Origin of the sequence: Bosea sp. Tri-49, assembly GCF_003952665.1 — a bacterium.
Lineage (GTDB): Bacteria > Pseudomonadota > Alphaproteobacteria > Rhizobiales > Beijerinckiaceae > Allobosea.
Genome location: NZ_CP017946.1, coordinates 4,742,170 through 4,757,713, shown reverse-complemented (window position 1 = coordinate 4,757,713; position 15,544 = coordinate 4,742,170). Strand labels below are relative to the sequence as shown.

General features: G+C 65.4%; 16 protein-coding genes. 6 read left to right on the top strand and 10 right to left on the bottom strand.

The genetic code is table 11. The features are described from left to right. Positions 1-4: 4 nt before the first annotated feature. From BLM15_RS23035 to BLM15_RS23000, 8 genes are all read right to left on the bottom strand, one after another. The gene (locus tag BLM15_RS23035; RefSeq protein ID WP_126114946.1) at positions 5-1,291 is read right to left on the bottom strand and encodes a TRAP transporter large permease; all 1,287 of its coding nucleotides are present in this window, start codon (positions 1,289-1,291) and stop codon (positions 5-7) included. Beyond that, positions 1,288-1,788 (bottom strand): TRAP transporter small permease, encoded by a 501-nt coding sequence (locus tag BLM15_RS23030; protein WP_126114945.1) that lies wholly within the window; start codon positions 1,786-1,788, stop codon positions 1,288-1,290. The genes BLM15_RS23035 and BLM15_RS23030 overlap by 4 nt, the downstream gene beginning before the upstream one ends. A gap of 152 nt (positions 1,789-1,940) precedes the next feature. Further along, positions 1,941-2,933 (bottom strand): sialic acid TRAP transporter substrate-binding protein SiaP, encoded by a 993-nt coding sequence (locus tag BLM15_RS23025; RefSeq protein WP_126114944.1) that lies wholly within the window; start codon positions 2,931-2,933, stop codon positions 1,941-1,943. Positions 2,934-3,009: 76 nt separating this feature from the next. Beyond that, the gene (locus BLM15_RS23020; RefSeq protein ID WP_126114943.1) at positions 3,010-3,684 is read right to left on the bottom strand and encodes a GntR family transcriptional regulator; all 675 of its coding nucleotides are present in this window, start codon (positions 3,682-3,684) and stop codon (positions 3,010-3,012) included. 11 nt (positions 3,685-3,695) lie between these two features. Next, positions 3,696-4,592: a dihydrodipicolinate synthase family protein gene (locus tag BLM15_RS23015; protein ID WP_126114942.1), complete on the bottom strand. Its 897-nt coding sequence runs from the start codon at positions 4,590-4,592 to the stop codon at positions 3,696-3,698. A 78-nt stretch (positions 4,593-4,670) separates the two neighbouring features. Continuing rightward, a complete protein-coding gene (locus BLM15_RS23010; protein WP_126114941.1) occupies positions 4,671-5,489 on the bottom strand; it encodes a carbohydrate ABC transporter permease in 819 nt (272 codons plus the stop codon). Further along, the gene (locus BLM15_RS23005) at positions 5,489-6,418 is read right to left on the bottom strand and encodes a carbohydrate ABC transporter permease (protein WP_126116308.1); all 930 of its coding nucleotides are present in this window, start codon (positions 6,416-6,418) and stop codon (positions 5,489-5,491) included. Before BLM15_RS23005 ends, BLM15_RS23010 begins: the two co-directional genes overlap by 1 nt. Positions 6,419-6,521: 103 nt before the next feature. Continuing rightward, complete coding sequence (locus BLM15_RS23000) at positions 6,522-7,871, bottom strand: ABC transporter substrate-binding protein (RefSeq protein WP_126114940.1); 1,350 nt, start codon at positions 7,869-7,871, stop codon at positions 6,522-6,524. Positions 7,872-8,057: 186 nt separating this feature from the next. On the opposite strand from BLM15_RS23000, the gene BLM15_RS22995 reads away from it, so the two are divergent. Genes BLM15_RS22995 through BLM15_RS22985 form a run of 3 tightly spaced genes read left to right on the top strand, consistent with a single transcriptional unit; the run spans position 8,058 to position 10,381 of the window. Then, entirely contained in the window at positions 8,058-9,080 is a 1,023-nt protein-coding gene (locus BLM15_RS22995; RefSeq protein ID WP_126114939.1) for an aldo/keto reductase, read from the top strand. Positions 9,081-9,084: 4 nt separating this feature from the next. Continuing rightward, positions 9,085-9,924 carry an amidohydrolase family protein gene (locus BLM15_RS22990; RefSeq protein ID WP_126114938.1) on the top strand — a complete coding sequence of 280 codons (840 nt, stop codon included), beginning with the start codon at positions 9,085-9,087 and terminating at the stop codon, positions 9,922-9,924. A 1-nt stretch (position 9,925) separates the two neighbouring features. Beyond that, positions 9,926-10,381, top strand: a complete 456-nt coding sequence (locus tag BLM15_RS22985) for an RbsD/FucU family protein (RefSeq protein WP_126114937.1) — start codon at positions 9,926-9,928, stop codon at positions 10,379-10,381. Positions 10,382-10,386: 5 nt separating this feature from the next. On the opposite strand, the gene BLM15_RS22980 is transcribed toward BLM15_RS22985, so the two are convergent. Beyond that, on the bottom strand, positions 10,387-10,767 hold the full coding sequence (locus BLM15_RS22980; protein ID WP_126114936.1) for a DoxX family protein: 381 nt from the start codon (positions 10,765-10,767) through the stop codon (positions 10,387-10,389). Between the two features lie 137 nt (positions 10,768-10,904). After that, the gene (locus tag BLM15_RS22975) at positions 10,905-11,393 is read right to left on the bottom strand and encodes a DUF3617 domain-containing protein (protein ID WP_126114935.1); all 489 of its coding nucleotides are present in this window, start codon (positions 11,391-11,393) and stop codon (positions 10,905-10,907) included. Positions 11,394-11,647: 254 nt separating this feature from the next. Here BLM15_RS22975 and BLM15_RS22970 point away from each other — a divergent pair, with 254 nt between their 5' ends. The 3 genes from BLM15_RS22970 to BLM15_RS22960 all read left to right on the top strand — a co-directional run bounded on the left by BLM15_RS22970 (position 11,648) and on the right by BLM15_RS22960 (position 15,441). Beyond that, positions 11,648-13,435: a peptide ABC transporter substrate-binding protein gene (locus tag BLM15_RS22970; RefSeq protein WP_126114934.1), complete on the top strand. Its 1,788-nt coding sequence runs from the start codon at positions 11,648-11,650 to the stop codon at positions 13,433-13,435. 139 nt (positions 13,436-13,574) lie between these two features. Beyond that, a complete protein-coding gene (locus BLM15_RS22965) occupies positions 13,575-14,534 on the top strand; it encodes an ABC transporter permease (RefSeq protein WP_126114933.1) in 960 nt (319 codons plus the stop codon). Beyond that, positions 14,500-15,441 carry an ABC transporter permease gene (locus tag BLM15_RS22960; RefSeq protein WP_126114932.1) on the top strand — a complete coding sequence of 314 codons (942 nt, stop codon included), beginning with the start codon at positions 14,500-14,502 and terminating at the stop codon, positions 15,439-15,441. The genes BLM15_RS22965 and BLM15_RS22960 overlap by 35 nt, the downstream gene beginning before the upstream one ends. Positions 15,442-15,544: the final 103 nt, after the last annotated feature.

The window sequence follows — 15,544 nt, the reverse complement described above, 5'->3', positions numbered from 1 at the left end:
TGCCTCACTTGCCGAGCACCAGGTTCGGCAGCCAGGTCGAAAGCGGCGGCCAGAGCGTGATCGCCACCAGCGTCGCCAGCAGCGGCACCAGCCAGGGCATGATCGCCTTCGACATCGCCTCGAAGCTGATATTGGCGATCTTGGCGGTGACGAAGATGACGACGCCGACCGGCGGATGGATCGTCCCGAGGATCAGGTTGAAGATGAACATCAGCCCGAAATGCACGGGGTCGATGCCGTAGGACAGCGCCGCCGGGACCAGGATCGGGATCAGGATCAGCATCGCCGCCAGCGCTTCCATGAAGCAGCCCACCACCAGGAGGATGATGTTGCAGACCAGCAGGAAGACCAGCGGGTTGGTGATGTTCTCGACGATCGCCGGCGTCAGCGTCTGCGGCACCCGCGAGATCGACATGCACCAGCCGAGTGCACCGGCCACCATGACGAGGCACATCACCACGCCAGTGGTCTCGACGGTGTCGACGATGATCTTCGGCAGGTCCCTCAGATCAAAGTCGCGATAGACGAAGAGGCCGAGGATCAGCGCATAGACGGCCGCGACGGCGGCCGCTTCGGTTGGCGTGAAATAGCCGCTCATCATGCCGCCGAACAGGATCACCGGCGCCATCAGCGCCCAAAAGGCGTCGAGAAAGGCCTTCCAGACCCCGGAGAAGCCGGGCCAGGGATGGCGCGGCAGATTGCGCTTGGTCGCGATGTACCAGACCATCGCCATAAGCGCGGCGGCCATCAGCAGGCCGGGGATGACGCCCGCCAGGAAGAGCGCGCCGATCGAGACGTCGGCGCTGACGCCGTAGATCACCATCGGCAGCGAGGGCGGGATGATCGGCCCGATCGTCGCCGAGGCCGCGGTGATCGCCGCGGCGGTCGGCCGGTCATAGCCCTCGTCGATCATCGCCTTGATCTCGATCGTGCCAACGCCGGCGGCATCCGCCACGGCCGAACCGGACATGCCGGAGAAGATCACGCTGGCGATGATGTTGGCGTGGCAGAGCCCGCCGCGCATCCAGCCGACCACGGCGGTGGCGAAGGCGAAGATCTTCTCGGTGATCCCTGCCGAGTTCAGGATGTTGCCCATCAGGATGAACAGCGGCGCCGCCAGCAGCGGGAAGGAGTTGGCCGCCTGTGCGATCTTCTGCGGTACGATCGAGAGCGTGAGATCGCCGAAGAAGACGAAGGCGAAGGCAGCGAGCCCCATCGAGGCGAAGAGCGGCACCCCCGCCAGCATGGCGAGGAACCAGACCCCGCCGATCTGGAACATCAGCGTGGTCATTCGATCACCTCGCTGGCGACCGGGGAGACAAAACGGCGCCCGGCGAGTGCGTCGCCGCCCTCGACCAGTGCCTGGAGCACCACATAGAGGCCGACCAGCACCATCGGCGCGTAGATCCAGGCGACCGAGATCGGCATCGCCGTCGCCTCGAGATCGTAGTTCCGCTCGACCAACTCGGCTCCCTGCCAGATCATAAGCAGGCCGAACAGCGCGACCGCGAGCTGGATGAGCACCTCCGCCGCCCGATGCAGGCGTTCCGGCAGGAAATCGACGAAAAAGGTGATGCGGATATGGACGCGCCGGCGCGAGGCCAGCACCCAGCCGAGCGCCGCCGCCCAGACCAGGAGATAGCGCGAGAGCTCGTCGGTCCAGATCAGCGGGTCGTCGAGCGCCCTGGTGATCACGCCGAGCATCACCGCCGTCAGCATGGCGATGAGCACGATCACGGCGAGGATTTCGATGGCCCGGTCGGACCATCGGGCGATCTGCTGGAGCATGATGGCTGTTCCGGAGAGGGCGTGGTGTCGTGTCGTCCCGGGCGAGCTCAGTTCGACCCGAGGTCCATGCCGGAACGGTTCGGCGTGGACATCGGGTCGGCGCAGCTATCGCCGCTTGTCCGGGACAACCCGTCTGGTCAAGAGAGGCAAGGTCACAGGCCTTGGATGCGGTCCCAGAGCCCCTTGCCCCATTTGCTTTCGAACTTGGCCGGCAAGGTCGCCAGTACCGGCTTGCGGAAGCTTTCGAGGTCGGGCGTGATCACCGTCATGCCGGCCTTGCCGAGGGTATCGGCGAGGCCGTTCTCCTGCGTGATGATCTCCTTGTCCTGCCAGGCGGCGGAAGCGTCGACCGCCGCCTTCATCGCCGCCTGATCGGCGACCGAGAGCTTCTTCCAGGCCGCCTCGTTCACGATCACCAGCCGCGGCGTGATGATGTGAGCGCTGAGGATCAGGTATTTCTGGACTTCGCCGAGCTTGGCCGAGGCGATGGTCGGCAGCGGATTCTCCTGACCGTCGACCGCGCCTTGCGACAGAGCGAGATAAAGCTCGCTGAAGTTCAGCGGCGTCGGCTTGGCGCCCCAGGCCTCCGCCATCGCCTTGAAGGTGTCGACCTCCGGCACGCGCAGCTTGAAGCCCTTCATGTCCTCGGCCGAGCGGATTTCCTTCTTGCCGCTCGTGATGTGGCGCACGCCGTAATAGTTGACGCCGATGACGCGCATGCCGCGCTTCTCGATCAGAGCCTTGTTGAGCTCCTCCATCAGCGGCGAGGACAATGCGCGCGTCATGTGCGCGGGATCGCGCCAGATATAGGGCGCCTCGATGATGGAGAGCTGCGGCACGAACTGGCCGAGCTGGGCGGCACCTTCCGTCACCATGGTCAGCGCGCCGGAAGCGACCGACTCGACCATATCGCGGGAGGAACCGAGCTGGCCGCCCGGGAAGCTCTGGATCTCGATGCGCCCGCCGGTCTTTTCCTTGATCTCCGCCGCTGCCCTGAGCGCCGCCTGCGGCGAGGGATGCGTCACCGGCTGGCCGTCGCCCCAGCGCATCACGATCGCCTGCGCCCGCAACACGCTCGGCATCGCAATCGCCGTGCCGGCTGCAGCAGAACCCGCGAGAAAGGCGCGTTTCGTCAGCTTCGTCATCGTCGTTCTCCTCCCTGCGCGGCCGGTTTTCCGGCTCGCTTCCAGCGCCTTGTTCTCGATCGGCGCCTGATCGTGGTCAGTAGCTCATCGCCCTCGTCCGGGCGTTGTTGATGTGCGCGCTCATCTCCGCTGCGGCCGCGTCCGGATCGCGCGCCTCGATCGCCGTGATGATCTTGAGATGGTCCTGCATCACCGGGATCAGGATGTGGTTCTGGATGCGCGTCTCGTATTGCCGGATCAGCCTGATCTTCAGCCAGGTGACGCGGAAGGCCTGGCTGACGATGTCGTTGTCGAGATGATCGATGATCATCTCGTGCATCAGCCGGTCGACATCCTCGGCGTCCTCGATCAGCGTCTCGTCGCCACCGGCCTCGGCGCGGCGGATGATCGCCTCGTGCCGCTGGCGCTGCTCGGCGATCTCGGCATCGGTCGCGTTCTTGGTATAGGCGGCGGTCGCCTCCTTTTCGAGGAAGAGGCGGAACTGGAAGGCGTTGCGGATCAAATTGAGGTCGACATGGGCGACCTGCATGCCGCGCTGCGGCACCGTCTTGATCAACCCCTCAGCCTCCAGCCGCGGGATCAGCTCGCGGATCGCGCCGAGCGGAAAGCCCGTCATGGCGACGAGCTCACGCTGGGTGACGAACTGGCCCGGCCGAATCTCGCGGGCGAGCAGCCGCTCGGTGAAGCTGGCATAGGCCCGCTCCCTGAGCTTCAGCGGCTCGCCGTCGCGGTCCGGATCGGGCTGGCTCATCGCGTCCTCCTTTAAGCGGCCTTCGCTCGGGTGATCCGGTCGAAGGCGGCGAACAGCGCCTTGCGCTGCCCCTCGTCGAGCGCGGTGAGCGGCGCCCGCATCGGGCCGTAGCCGTCATCGCCATGGAGATGGCCGACCAGCGCCTTCACCGCCGGCAGCACCGGATAGGAGCAGATCTCGTCGACCAGTTCGTTCACCACCGCATTCTCGGCGCCCTCGTAGACGATCGGGCGGAGCAGATGCGGCACGAGATTGGCGGCGCCGCAGATCGAGCCCTGCGCGCCGGCCCGCACCGCACGGCCGAGCAGGCGCTCATCGCCGACCAGGATGGCAAGCTCGCCATGGGCCTTCAGGAAGGCCTCGGTCGTCGGATAGTCGCAGGAAGAATCCTTGACGCCGGTGACGACGCCCGGAAACGCCTTCTTCAGCCGCTCGACCAGCCCGACCGAGATGTCGACCGCCGTGACCGAGGGGATGTGGTAGAGGATGGTGTTGCGGGCCGCGCCGCCGAGCTTCTCGAAGAACTGCGCGAACCAGGCATAGAGCCCTTCGTCGCCGACGCCCTTGAAGTAGAAGGGCGGCGCGACCAGCAGGCCCTTGGCGCCGACATTGAGCGCCGTCTGTGCCTGATCGACTGCCTCATGCAGCGAGGAAGCGGCGACGCCGGCATAGATCTGCGTCGCCGGGTCGAGGCCGGCGCCGACGAGCGCGCCGAGCATGGCGGTGCGGGCTGGGCTGCCGAGCGCAGCGCCCTCACCGGTGGTGCCGAACAGCGTAACCGAGTCGCAGCCATTGGCGAGGACGTGGCGGGCATGATGGACGAGCCGCGGCAGGTCGACGGCGCCACCCTCCCGCATCGGCGTGGTGATGGCGCAGGAGAGGCCGAAGCGATTGGGGTTCAGAGCCATTGCGAAGCGTCTTTCCGTGAGATGTCCGGTTGAGGCGTTGAGAAGGTCAGGCGCGCAGCAAGATCAGCGCCAGCGAGGTCAGCCATCCTTGAGCCCTCCGGCGGAGAGGCCCGCGACGATCTCGCGCTGGGCGAGGACGGTCAGCAGCAGGACGGGCAAGGTGACGAGCAGCGCGGCGGCTGCGAGCGGCCCCCAGGAGATCTGCTCGAAGGTCAGCGAATTGTAGACGGCCGAGGGCAGCGTCCGGCTCGCCTTGCCCCCTAACACCACCGAGAAGATGAAGTTGTTCCAGGAGAAGATGAAGGCGAGGATGCCGCCGACGACGATGCCCGGCCGGGCCAGCGGCAGCGCGACATGGCGGAAGGCCTGCCAGGTCGTGGCGCCGTCGATGCGCGCCGCGTCCTCGAGCTCCATCGGCACGTTCTCGAAGTACCCGATCATGATCCAGACGATGATCGGGATGGTGATGACGAGATGGGTGATCACCAGCGCCGTGATCGTGCCGACCAGCCCGGTGATCTGGAAGAGCAGGAAGAGCGGGATCAGATAGGACAGCGCCGGCGTCATCCGCGCGACCAGGATCAGGATCGCGAACTTGTGCGCCTTGCCGCGCGCGATGCCGTAGCCGGCGGGCACGCCGACGGCGAGGCCGATCAGCACCGCACCGCCCGTGACCAGGATCGAGTTCCAGAGATAGAGCGCGAAATTGTTCTTCTCGAACACGTCGAGATAGTTGGCGAAGGTCGGCGGATTCGGGATGAACACCGGCGGGAAGGCGGTGTTGTCGAGCTCGTTCTTAAACGAGAGCGAGATCATCCAGAGGAAGACCAGCACCGCCGGCGAGACCAGCACGAAGACGGAGGCATAGAAGCCGAGTTTGGTGGCAAGGCGCTTCATCACGCGTTCCACTTCGACTTCTGGCGCGCATAGAGCAGCAGCAGCGACAGCATGATGATGATCACGAAGAAGATCACCACGACGGCGGAGGCGTAGCCGATCTTGTAGAACTGGAAGGCCTGCAGATAGAGGAAGATGTTGAGCGTCTCGGACGCCGTTCCCGGCCCGCCCTGGGTGATCACGAAGATCGTGTCGAAGGCCTTCAGCGCATCGATGGTGCGGATCACGATCGCCACCATGATGAAGGGCCAGACCAGCGGCAGCGTGATATGGCGGAACATGTGCCAGGCATTGGCGCCGTCGATCAGCGCGGATTCGTAGGGTTCGCGCGGCAGGCCGGCGAGGCCGCCGAGCACGATCAGCATGACCAATGGCGTCCAGTGCCAGACCTCGACCAGGATCAGCGTCGGGATCACGGTATTCGGCGAATAGACCCAGGCCTGCGGGCCGATGCCGACCAGTGAGAGCAGATAGTTCAGCACGCCGAGCTGGGGATGGAACATCATCGTCCAGACCAGCGCGACGGCGACCGGCGTCGCCATCATCGGCATGACGAAGATGGTGCGCAGCAGGCCGCGGAACGGGAATTCGCGATGGAAGACCAGCGCCGCCGCCGTGCCGAACAGGATCGGCAGCACGACGGCGAGCACGGTGAAGTAGAAGGTGTGCCCCATCGATTCGATGAAGCGTGCATCGCGGAAGAGCTCGGCGAAGTTCTGCAGACCGACGAATTCCGGCCCGCCGCCGATCTTCCAATCCTGGCTCGACATGTAGAGCGTGAACAGCCAGGGGAAGACGATCACGCCGGCGATGATCAGCACCGCCGGCAGGGAGAACAGCCAATAGCGCGGCGTGAAATCTGCCGAACCCGCCGCAGGAATCTGCGCCGGGGTCGCGAGGCTGCTGGCTGGCAAGGTGGTGCTGGTCATCTGTGAAACCGTCATGCTCGGGCTTGCCCGGGCATCTCTTCAAGAATGCACTTTGGTCACGTCATGGCCGGGTCGCGCCGGCCATGACGCGTGATGAAACGCCTCAGCCCTGCTCGCTCTTGACCAGCACAGGCGCGAAGGCTTCCGTCGCCTTCTTCAACTCGGCCGCGACATCGGCGCCGCCGATCGCATTGGTCAGCGCCACCCCGAAGACGTCGCGGAACTCGGTGACCGGGACGATCTGCGGCAGCGCGGCGCGGGCGATCTTGGCCGAGTTCAGCAGGCAGTCGAAATACTGCTTGCCGAACTTCGACGCCTCGATCGTCGCCTTGTCGAGATAGGCCGATGACCGTGCCGGGGCGCCGGCACCCGCCTTCAGCATGGCGAGCTGCTGCGCCTTGTTGGTCATGAACTGGATGTAGAGCCAGGCTGCTTCCTTCTTCGAGGAACCGCGCGAAATGCCGATGCCGTCGCCGAACATGCCGGCATGGTGCGCCTTCGGCCCGGGCGGGGTGACGCCGTAGCCGACCTTGCCGACGATGCGCGACTTCGAGGGATCCTCCAGCGGAGTGGCGAAGCCGATGCCGTCGAGCCACATCGCGGCGCGGCCCTGCATGAAGGTGGTCTGGCATTCGTTCCAGTTGAAGCCGACCTGCCCAACCGGGCCGGTATCCTTGTTGAGCTTCTTGTAGAGCTCGCCGGCCCAGATCGCTTCGGGCGTATCGGTCAGCAGCTTACCCTCGGCCGAGGTCGTCTCGATGCCCTGTCCGAGCACCAGGCAGGCCCAGACCGGGACATTGGCGTTCTTCAGGCCGCGCGAGACGAAGCCGGCAACGCCCTTGGCGGGATCGTGCAGCTTGGCGGCAGCGACCGCCATCTCGTCCATGGTCTTGGGATAGGCCACGCCCTTCGCGTCGAAGAGCTCCTTGTTGTAGTAGACCATCCAGTAATCGACGAAGAAGGGTAGCGTATCGAGCGCCCCGTCGCTCTGGCGGGCATAGGCCACGGCGCCGGCGCCGAAATCCTCGAAGTTGAAGTCCGGCGAGGTCAGCGAGGCATCCTTGATGAAGGGCGTCAGGTCCGCGAACCACTTGCCCTTGGCGGCCATGCGCTTCTGCACATGCAGCGAGATGCCGCTGACGTCGAAGCTCGGCTTGCCTGAGGCGAACTCGATCACTGCCTTCTGGCGCTGCTGTTGTTCCGGCACCTGCTCGGCCGAGACCTTGATGCCGGTGAGCTCGGTGAATTCCTTCTCGGCGGCCTGCATCAGGTCGGAGCGAGGATTCTTGACCAGGAGCACGTCGATCGACTGGCCCGAGAAGCGCTTCCAATTGAAGGCCGCCTGGGCACGCGCCTCGCGCAGCACCAGCGGCGAGGCGATGGCGCCGGTCGCACCGAGTGCTGCGGCTCCGCGCAGCAGGCCACGCCGCGTCGGCTTCAAGATCTCGGTCATGGATGTCCTCCCCTGGACTGAATACGCGGCCCTTGCGGGCCGTCTTGATGCGGTTCCCGCAGGCAGGCTCAATGTCGCCCATTGCCCGCCGGAATGGAGCGCACGCTAGTCCGGAACGAAGGCGGTTGCAAGCTAACATGTTGACGTGCACATAGTGACGCAACGCGACCGAGCACCCGGCTTCCGATGACGATTTCCACGCTCCCTGTTCGACCGCTCGGCCGCTCCGGCCTTGAGGTCACGACGCTCGGCTTCGGTGGCGCGCCGCTCGGCGATCTCTATGCAAACCTCGACGAGGCGACCGCGATCGCAACGGTCGAGGCGGCGTTGGCGGCTGGCATCAACCTGATCGATACTTCGCCGCTCTACGGCCACGGCCTCTCCGAGCATCGCATCGGCGCGGCCTTGCGTCGTTCTGGGCGAAAGGACGTGGTGGTCTCGACCAAGGTCGGCCGGGTCGCCGAGCCCTTCGCCGGGCGCGGCGACGGCTCGGGCTATCTCGGCGGTCTGCCGCACGGACTTCGCTTCGACTATTCCTACGATGGCACCATGCGCTCACTGGAGCAGTCGGCACTGCGCCTCGGAGTCGACCGGATAGACGTCGTGCTGATCCACGACGTCGACATCTGGACCCATGGAGCCGATGCGATCGGGACCCGCTTCGTCGAGGCGATGGACGGTGCTTATCGCGCTCTCGACAAGCTGCGCTCCGCCGGAGCGGTCAAGGCGATCGGCGTCGGCGTTAACGAAGCCGAGATGTGCGAGCGCTTCGCACATGCCGGCGATTTCGACACCATGCTGCTGGCCGGGCGCTATTCCCTGCTCGAGCAGCCGGGGCTCGCCTCCTTCATGCCATTGGCGCAGAAAAAGAATATCGGTCTGATGCTGGGCGGCGTCTTCAACTCCGGCATCCTCGCCACCGGGCCCATCGCCGGCGCCAAGTACAACTACCAGCCGGCACCACTCGATATCCTCGCCCGCGTCGCGGCGCTCGAGGCGGTCTGCACCCGCCATGGCGTGCCGCTGCGCCGTGCGGCCCTGCAGTTCCCGCTCGGCCACCCGGCGGTGGCGAGCCTGGTCATGGGCGCGGTCAAGCCGGAGGAGGTCGAGGATCAGGCTGCCGAGCTGTCCGCTCCGATCCCCTCTGCCCTCTGGACAGAATTGAAAGCCGAAGGCCTGCTCGGCGTCGATGTCCCGATTCCGGAATGACGCCATGCGCATCGACGCCCATCAGCACTTCTGGAACCTCGCCCGCGGCGATTATGGCTGGCTGACGCCGGCGCTAGGCGTAATCCATCGCGATTTCGGCCCCGCTGATCTTGCGCCGCTCCTGGCCGCACAGGCCATCGATCGCACCATCCTGGTCCAGGCCGCGCCGACCGACGCTGAAACCGTCTTCCTGCTCGAGATCGCCGCGAAGACGCCCTTCGTCGCCGGCGTCGTCGGCTGGGCCGATTTCGATGCGCCCAATGCGGCGGAACGCATCGCTACCCTGGCCGGCGATCCACTGCTCGTCGGCCTGCGGCCCATGGTCCAGGACATCGCCGACGACAACTGGCTAGCGCGCCCTGAACTGGCGCCAGCCTTCGAAACGATGATTGCTCATGGCCTCGTTTTCGACGCGCTGCTGAAGTCGCACCATATCGCGCCGATGCTCACGGTGCTGGAGCGGCATCCCGAGCTCGCCTGCGTCATCGACCATGGCGCCAAGCCTGATCTCGTCACCGGCGACCTCGCCGGCTGGCGCAACGGCATGAGCGCGCTCGCAGCGCATCCAAGCCTCACCTGCAAACTCTCCGGCCTCGTCACCGAAGCCGGCCCGGACTGGACGCCGGAGACGCTTCGCCCGGTCGTCGAGCATCTCCTCGCCACCTTCGGCCCTGACCGGCTGATCTTCGGCAGCGACTGGCCGGTGGTGACGCTGCGCGCCTCCTATGCACAATGGCTCGAAGCTGCCGAAATTCTCCTCGCCGGCCTCACCGAGGCGCAGCGCGCTGCCGTCTTCGGCGGCAATGCCGCAAAACTCTACCTCTCGCAGCGCGGACGCCAGTGACATGCTCAAGGATATCGACCCTGTCCTGTCCGCCGATCTGCTCTGGGTGCTCGCCGCCATGGGCCATGGCGACGATCTCGCTTTGGTCGATGCCAACCACCCGGCGGAAAAGATCGCGCGCGCCACCACCAGCGGCCGGCTGGTGCGCCTGCCGGGCCTGAGCATGGCACGCGCGGCTCGGGCCATCCTCTCGGTGCTGCCGATCGACGAATTTGAGCCTCAGCCGGCCCGGCGCATGCTGGTGGTCGATGATGCCGCCGCGATCCCGGACGTCCAGCGCCAGGTCCAGGCCGAACTCGATCGCGCGCTCGGCCCCAGCCAGCCGCTCGCCGGCATCGAGCGCTTCGCCTTTTACGAAGCCGCGAAGCAGGCCTTCGCGGTGGTACAGGTCGGCGACCCCCGCCCCTATGGCTGCTTCCTGTTCCGCAAAGGTGTGATCGCGGGTGAGCCCGGCTGAATGGCTCAGCCCTGAGCGATCAGGGCGAGAAAACCGCCCGCGATCGCCAGGTTGGCGACGAAGCCGTTGATGCGGTTGGCCCGGTCCAGACCCTGGTGATCCCAGAAATTGTTGAACATCGGCGTCGCGGCCACGAGGAAGGCGAGCAGCATCACCGCCGCCAGCGCGACCTGAATGCCGCACAGGATCATGACGCCGGCGACGAGCTGCCAGGCGATCCCCAGCCACAATGTCGCGGCCGGCAACGGCACGCCACGCGCGCCGATGAGGCTCGTCAGCAGATTCCTGTTGATGATGTTGCGCAGGCCGGCGAAGGCGAAGGTCCCGCCCAGAAGCAGCCGTCCAGCGACACCCGCCGCATCAGCCAAAAAGTTCTCCGGTCCCATGGTCCGTCCTCGTCTGGTGGCACGCGCTTCCCAAAGGCGACATTGCCGCTGAAGCACTTTCCACAAGGACGAGGCAGCTTGGCCTGTTGTGACATGCCAACAGGAATTTTTCGCGAGGCCGCGGACACCAGCAAGCGCTACGGCTTCGCAGCAGTCCCCGGCATCGAGATCACCTTGCCGTCGGGCAGGATGATGTCGCCCGGCTTCTGGCCCGGCCCGCAATCACCGACGCGCCTGGCCTCGACCACGAGCTTGCGCTCGACCGGCCCCGGCTGCCCGGGCATGCCGGTGAGCTTGGTGCTGCCCTCGGTGCGGACGATCGTCTGGAAGTCGCCGGTGACGACGCTACTGCCAACCGCATTGATCTGGCCGATCGTGCACTCGGTCGCAACAGCATAGCCGGTCGCAGTTTTCTTGACCTCGATTTTCGAACAGGCGCCGCCGGTCATGCCGCCCAGCATGGCGCGGTCCGTTCCGGGGCCGACGCATTGCTTGGCGGTTGTCTCGCCCTCGGCACCCTTCGATCTGGTCTCCCACAACCCGGCTTTGCGCTGCGGAAGCTCCTCGGCGAATACCGGAACGGACCCGAGAATGCCGGCCGCGGCGATGATGGCGTGTGCCCTCATGTCTGTCTCCTCAATACCGGAAGGATCGATTCAGGGCGCAGACAGAGCCGGGGTGGGCGGCGATTTTAGGGCGGCCGACCAGCAACGGTGAGGGAGCGTTCCGGCACCTTGGCGACCACGCAGAGGCGGCGATGCGTCACGACCCCTGTTGACGCTTTTTGTGGCACATGTCTTGCTGCCGCCCCTGACGAAGAAAAAAGAGGCGAAGGCCTCGTTCGGATCAGACTGATCGATATCAGCAGAGGGGATCAACGATGGACGAACACAAGTTGCGCGAGCTGGTTGCGGGCGTGAAGGATGGTGCCGTTTCGCGGCGTGCCTTCATTCAGCGATTGGCTGCCGTCGGCATCACGGCGCCGATCGCGTCGCAGATCCTGGCGTGGAACGACGTCGCCATGGCGCAGGCCTCGCTCGCTTACAAGCCGACCAAGGCCGGCGGCGGCGGGCCGCTCAAAATCCTGCTCTGGCAAGCGCCGACGCTGCTCAACCCGCATTTCGCCAGCGGCACCAAGGATCAGATCGCCGGCCGCATCTTCTTCGAGCCGCTCGCCGGCTGGGACAAGGAAGGCAATCTCACCCCGCAACTCGCGGCCGAGGTCCCGACCCGGGCCAATGGCGGCCTCTCCGCCGACGGCACCGTCGTGACGTGGAAGCTGAAGCAGGGCGTCAAATGGCATGACGGCAAGCCCTTCACCGCCGACGACGTCGTCTTCACCTGGGAATACGCCGCCGATCCGGCGACCGCCGCCTACACCACCGGCTCCTACACCAACATCAAGGTCGAGAAGGTCGACGACCACACGGTCAAGGTCATCTTCAAGGAAGCCACCCCGTTCTGGGCCGACCCCTTTGTCGGCGTCGTCGGCCAGATCATTCCGAAGCACCATTTCGGCGAGTACAAGGGCGCCAAGTCGCGCGAGGCGCCGGCGAACCTCAAGCCGGTCGGCACCGGCCCGTACAAGTTCGTCGACTTCAAACCGGGCGACATCCTCATCGGCGCGCGCAACGAGGACTACCACGTCAAGAACCAGCCGCATTTCGACACGATCGAGGTCAAGGGCGGCGGCGATGCGGTCTCGGCGGCGCGCGCCGTGCTGCAGACCGCCGAGTTCGATTATGCCTGGAACCTGCAGGTCGAGGACGAGGTCCTCAAGCGCATGGAGACCGGCGGCCGCGGCAAGGTCAGCGCGGTCGCCTCGGGCGACATCGAATTCATCATCCTCAACACCACCGATCCCTGGACCGAGGTCGACGGCGAGCGCTCCAGCATCAAGACCAAGCACCCGACCCTGTCTGATCCCAAGGTGCGCGAGGCGATCAACCTGCTGATCGACCGGGATTCGATCCAGAAGTTCATCTATGGCCGTGGCGGCACCGCGACGGCGAGCTTCGTCAACGAGCCCAAGCAGTTCAAGTCGCAGAAGCTGAAATACGAGTTCAACGTCGACAAGGCCAACAAAATCCTCGACGACGCCGGCTACAAGAAGGGCTCCGACGGCATCCGCGAGAAGGACGGCAAGAAGCTCAAATACGTCTACCAGACCTCGATCAATGCCCCGCGTCAGAAGACGCAGGCGATCATCAAGCAGGCCTGCCAGAAGGTCGGCATCGACCTCGAGCTGAAGTCGGTGACCGCGTCGGTGTTCTTCTCCTCCGACGTCGCCAATCCCGACACCTACACCAAGCTCTATGTCGACATGGAGATGTACACGACGACGCAGCCGCAGCCCGATCCGGAGCGGTTCCTCAACCAGTTCGTCTCCTGGGAAATCGCCAACAAGGAGAACAAGTGGCTGGGCCGGAACGTCTCGCGTTATTCCGACCCGGAGGCTGACAAGGCCTACAAGGCTGCCCAGAAGGAGCTCGACCCGGTCAAGCGCGCCGCGCTGCTGATCAAGGTCAACGAGATCTTCTGTGAAGCGAACGTGATCCTGCCGCTGCTCTCGCGCACCCGCGTCGCCGCCTCGGTGACCAACCTGATGCACGACCACAGCGGCTGGGACGTCGACACCTGGAACGTGGCTGCCTGGTATCGCAGCTGAAGCTGGCTAAATCCGCTCGCGGACGACCGATATCGTCCGCGAACGGCCCTCTGCCGCTTCCGCTAGAGCCGATCCGGTCCGTTGGTGTCTCATCGCCATCGGCTCGCTCCGGCGACACCCCGCTTCACGGGAACCCTTGATGGCGACTTATCTTCTACGGCGATTGCTGATCGCCATTCCGAGCCTGCTCGGCATCAGCCTGATCCTGTTCACGGTCCTGGCGCTGGCGCCGGGCGATCCGTTCTCGGAGATGGCGACGAACCCCAACGTCCCGCCCGAAGTACGCGAGGCCCTGCGGGCCAGCTTCGGCCTCAACGACCCGGTCATGGTGCGCTATCTGCGCTGGCTGTCGGCGATGGCGCAGGGTGACTGGGGCTTCTCCTTCGCCAGTCGCATCAATGTCGACGACCTGATCCTGCAGCGCGTGCCAACCACGCTCTTCGTCGTCGGCACCTCGCAGATCCTGGCGCTCTGCATCGCGCTACCGGTCGGGATCTATGCGGCGACGCGGCCCTATTCGGTCTTCGACCAGATCGCCAACACGCTCGCCTTCGTCGGCTTCTCGCTGCCGACCTTCTTCACCGGCCTGCTGCTGATCCTGCTGTTCTCGATCAAGCTCGACTGGTTCCCCTTCGTCTACCGCTCCGACATCGCCGCGAGCGGCTGGCGCTGGTATTGGGAGATGTTCCGCCAGGCGATCATGCCGATCACCGTGCTCGGCCTGTTCCAAGCGGCATCCTATACGCGCTATGTCCGCTCTGCGGTGCTCGACGTGATCCGGCTGGATTATGTCACCACGGCGCGCGCCAAGGGGCTCGGCGAGAAGACCGTCACGCTCCGGCACATCACGCGTAACGCACTGATCCCAGTGGTGACGCTCGTCGCCCTGCAGATGCCGGCCGTCTTCGGCGGCGCCATCGTCACCGAGCAGATCTTCCGGATTCCCGGCATCGGTTCGCTGCTGATCGATGCGATCCTCGCCAACGACACGCCCGTGATCATGGCCGTCACCTTCGTCTTCGCCTGCCTGGTCGTCCTCTTCAACCTCATCGCGGATTTGCTCTATGGCTGGCTCGACCCTCGCATCTCCTTCCGTTGATCCGGTTGCGGCGGTGATCGCGGCAAGCGTATCGGTCTCGCCCGGGCGCGAAACCTGGCGGCGCTTCCGCCGTCATCGCCTTGCGATGGCAAGCACCGTCATCCTCGCCTTGCTGATCCTCGGTGTCGTCGTCGGCCCCTGGCTCTGGCCGGTGCCGATCAATGACATCGACTTCTCGGCACAGCTGCAGGGCCCGTCCTGGGCGCACCCCCTGGGCACCGACGATCTCGGTCAGGATATCCTGGCGCGGATGATGTATGGCGGGCGCATCTCGCTCGCCGTCGGCCTCGCCGCCATGGTGGTCGCGACCATCGTCGGCGTCGTGATCGGCGCCTCGGCCGGCATGTCGCGCAAGATCGCCGACCCCGCGCTGATGTGGGTGACGGATCTCTTCCTGTCGCTGCCGCAGCTGCCGCTGCTGCTGCTGATCATCTACCTGTTCCGCGAGCAGCTGAAGGCGGTCTTCGGCGTCGAGGGTGGTGTCTTCATCCTGATCGTCGTCGTCATCGGCGGCCTGCGCTGGATGCCGGTCGCCCGGCTGGTGCGGGCGCAGTTCCTGTCGCTGCGGGAGAAGGAATTCGTCGAGGCCGCCAAGGCCCAGGGCGCCACCAAGTTCCGCCAGATGACGCGCCATATCCTGCCCAACGCGGTTGGCCCGGTCATCGTCGCCTCGACGATCGAGGTCTCCTCGGCAATCATCGCGGAATCGACGCTCTCCTTCCTCGGCCTCGGCTTCCCACCTGATATTCCGACCTGGGGACGTCTGCTCTTCGACGCCAAGGACCATCTCGATACGGCGCCGCACTGGGCCCTGTTCCCGGGCGCAGCGATCTTCCTGACCGTTCTGTCGATCAACTTCATCGGCGACGGCCTGCGCGATGCGCTCGACCCACGCCGCGTGATCTGAAGGATGGAATGCGAATGCCGGGCCGGCTTTCCGACCCGCCGGTCAGAGCGTCTGCCGCAGATGAAACGTGACATCGCGAAGGCCTGAGATTCAGGCCTTCGCG

Coding starts and splice junctions, on each gene's coding strand:
- BLM15_RS22985 (WP_126114937.1), top strand. CDS start 9,926: ATGCTCAAGGATATCGACCCTGTCCTGTCCGCCGATCTGCTCTGGGTG.
- BLM15_RS23015 (WP_126114942.1), bottom strand. CDS start 4,592: ATGGCTCTGAACCCCAATCGCTTCGGCCTCTCCTGCGCCATCACCACG.
- BLM15_RS23020 (WP_126114943.1), bottom strand. CDS start 3,684: ATGAGCCAGCCCGATCCGGACCGCGACGGCGAGCCGCTGAAGCTCAGG.
- BLM15_RS23025 (WP_126114944.1), bottom strand. CDS start 2,933: ATGACGAAGCTGACGAAACGCGCCTTTCTCGCGGGTTCTGCTGCAGCC.
- BLM15_RS23005 (WP_126116308.1), bottom strand. CDS start 6,418: ATGACCAGCACCACCTTGCCAGCCAGCAGCCTCGCGACCCCGGCGCAG.
- BLM15_RS22995 (WP_126114939.1), top strand. CDS start 8,058: ATGACGATTTCCACGCTCCCTGTTCGACCGCTCGGCCGCTCCGGCCTT.
- BLM15_RS22965 (WP_126114933.1), top strand. CDS start 13,575: ATGGCGACTTATCTTCTACGGCGATTGCTGATCGCCATTCCGAGCCTG.
- BLM15_RS22975 (WP_126114935.1), bottom strand. CDS start 11,393: ATGAGGGCACACGCCATCATCGCCGCGGCCGGCATTCTCGGGTCCGTT.
- BLM15_RS22960 (WP_126114932.1), top strand. CDS start 14,500: ATGGCTGGCTCGACCCTCGCATCTCCTTCCGTTGATCCGGTTGCGGCG.
- BLM15_RS23030 (WP_126114945.1), bottom strand. CDS start 1,788: ATGCTCCAGCAGATCGCCCGATGGTCCGACCGGGCCATCGAAATCCTC.
- BLM15_RS22980 (WP_126114936.1), bottom strand. CDS start 10,767: ATGGGACCGGAGAACTTTTTGGCTGATGCGGCGGGTGTCGCTGGACGG.
- BLM15_RS22990 (WP_126114938.1), top strand. CDS start 9,085: ATGCGCATCGACGCCCATCAGCACTTCTGGAACCTCGCCCGCGGCGAT.
- BLM15_RS23010 (WP_126114941.1), bottom strand. CDS start 5,489: ATGAAGCGCCTTGCCACCAAACTCGGCTTCTATGCCTCCGTCTTCGTG.
- BLM15_RS22970 (WP_126114934.1), top strand. CDS start 11,648: ATGGACGAACACAAGTTGCGCGAGCTGGTTGCGGGCGTGAAGGATGGT.
- BLM15_RS23000 (WP_126114940.1), bottom strand. CDS start 7,871: ATGACCGAGATCTTGAAGCCGACGCGGCGTGGCCTGCTGCGCGGAGCC.
- BLM15_RS23035 (WP_126114946.1), bottom strand. CDS start 1,291: ATGACCACGCTGATGTTCCAGATCGGCGGGGTCTGGTTCCTCGCCATG.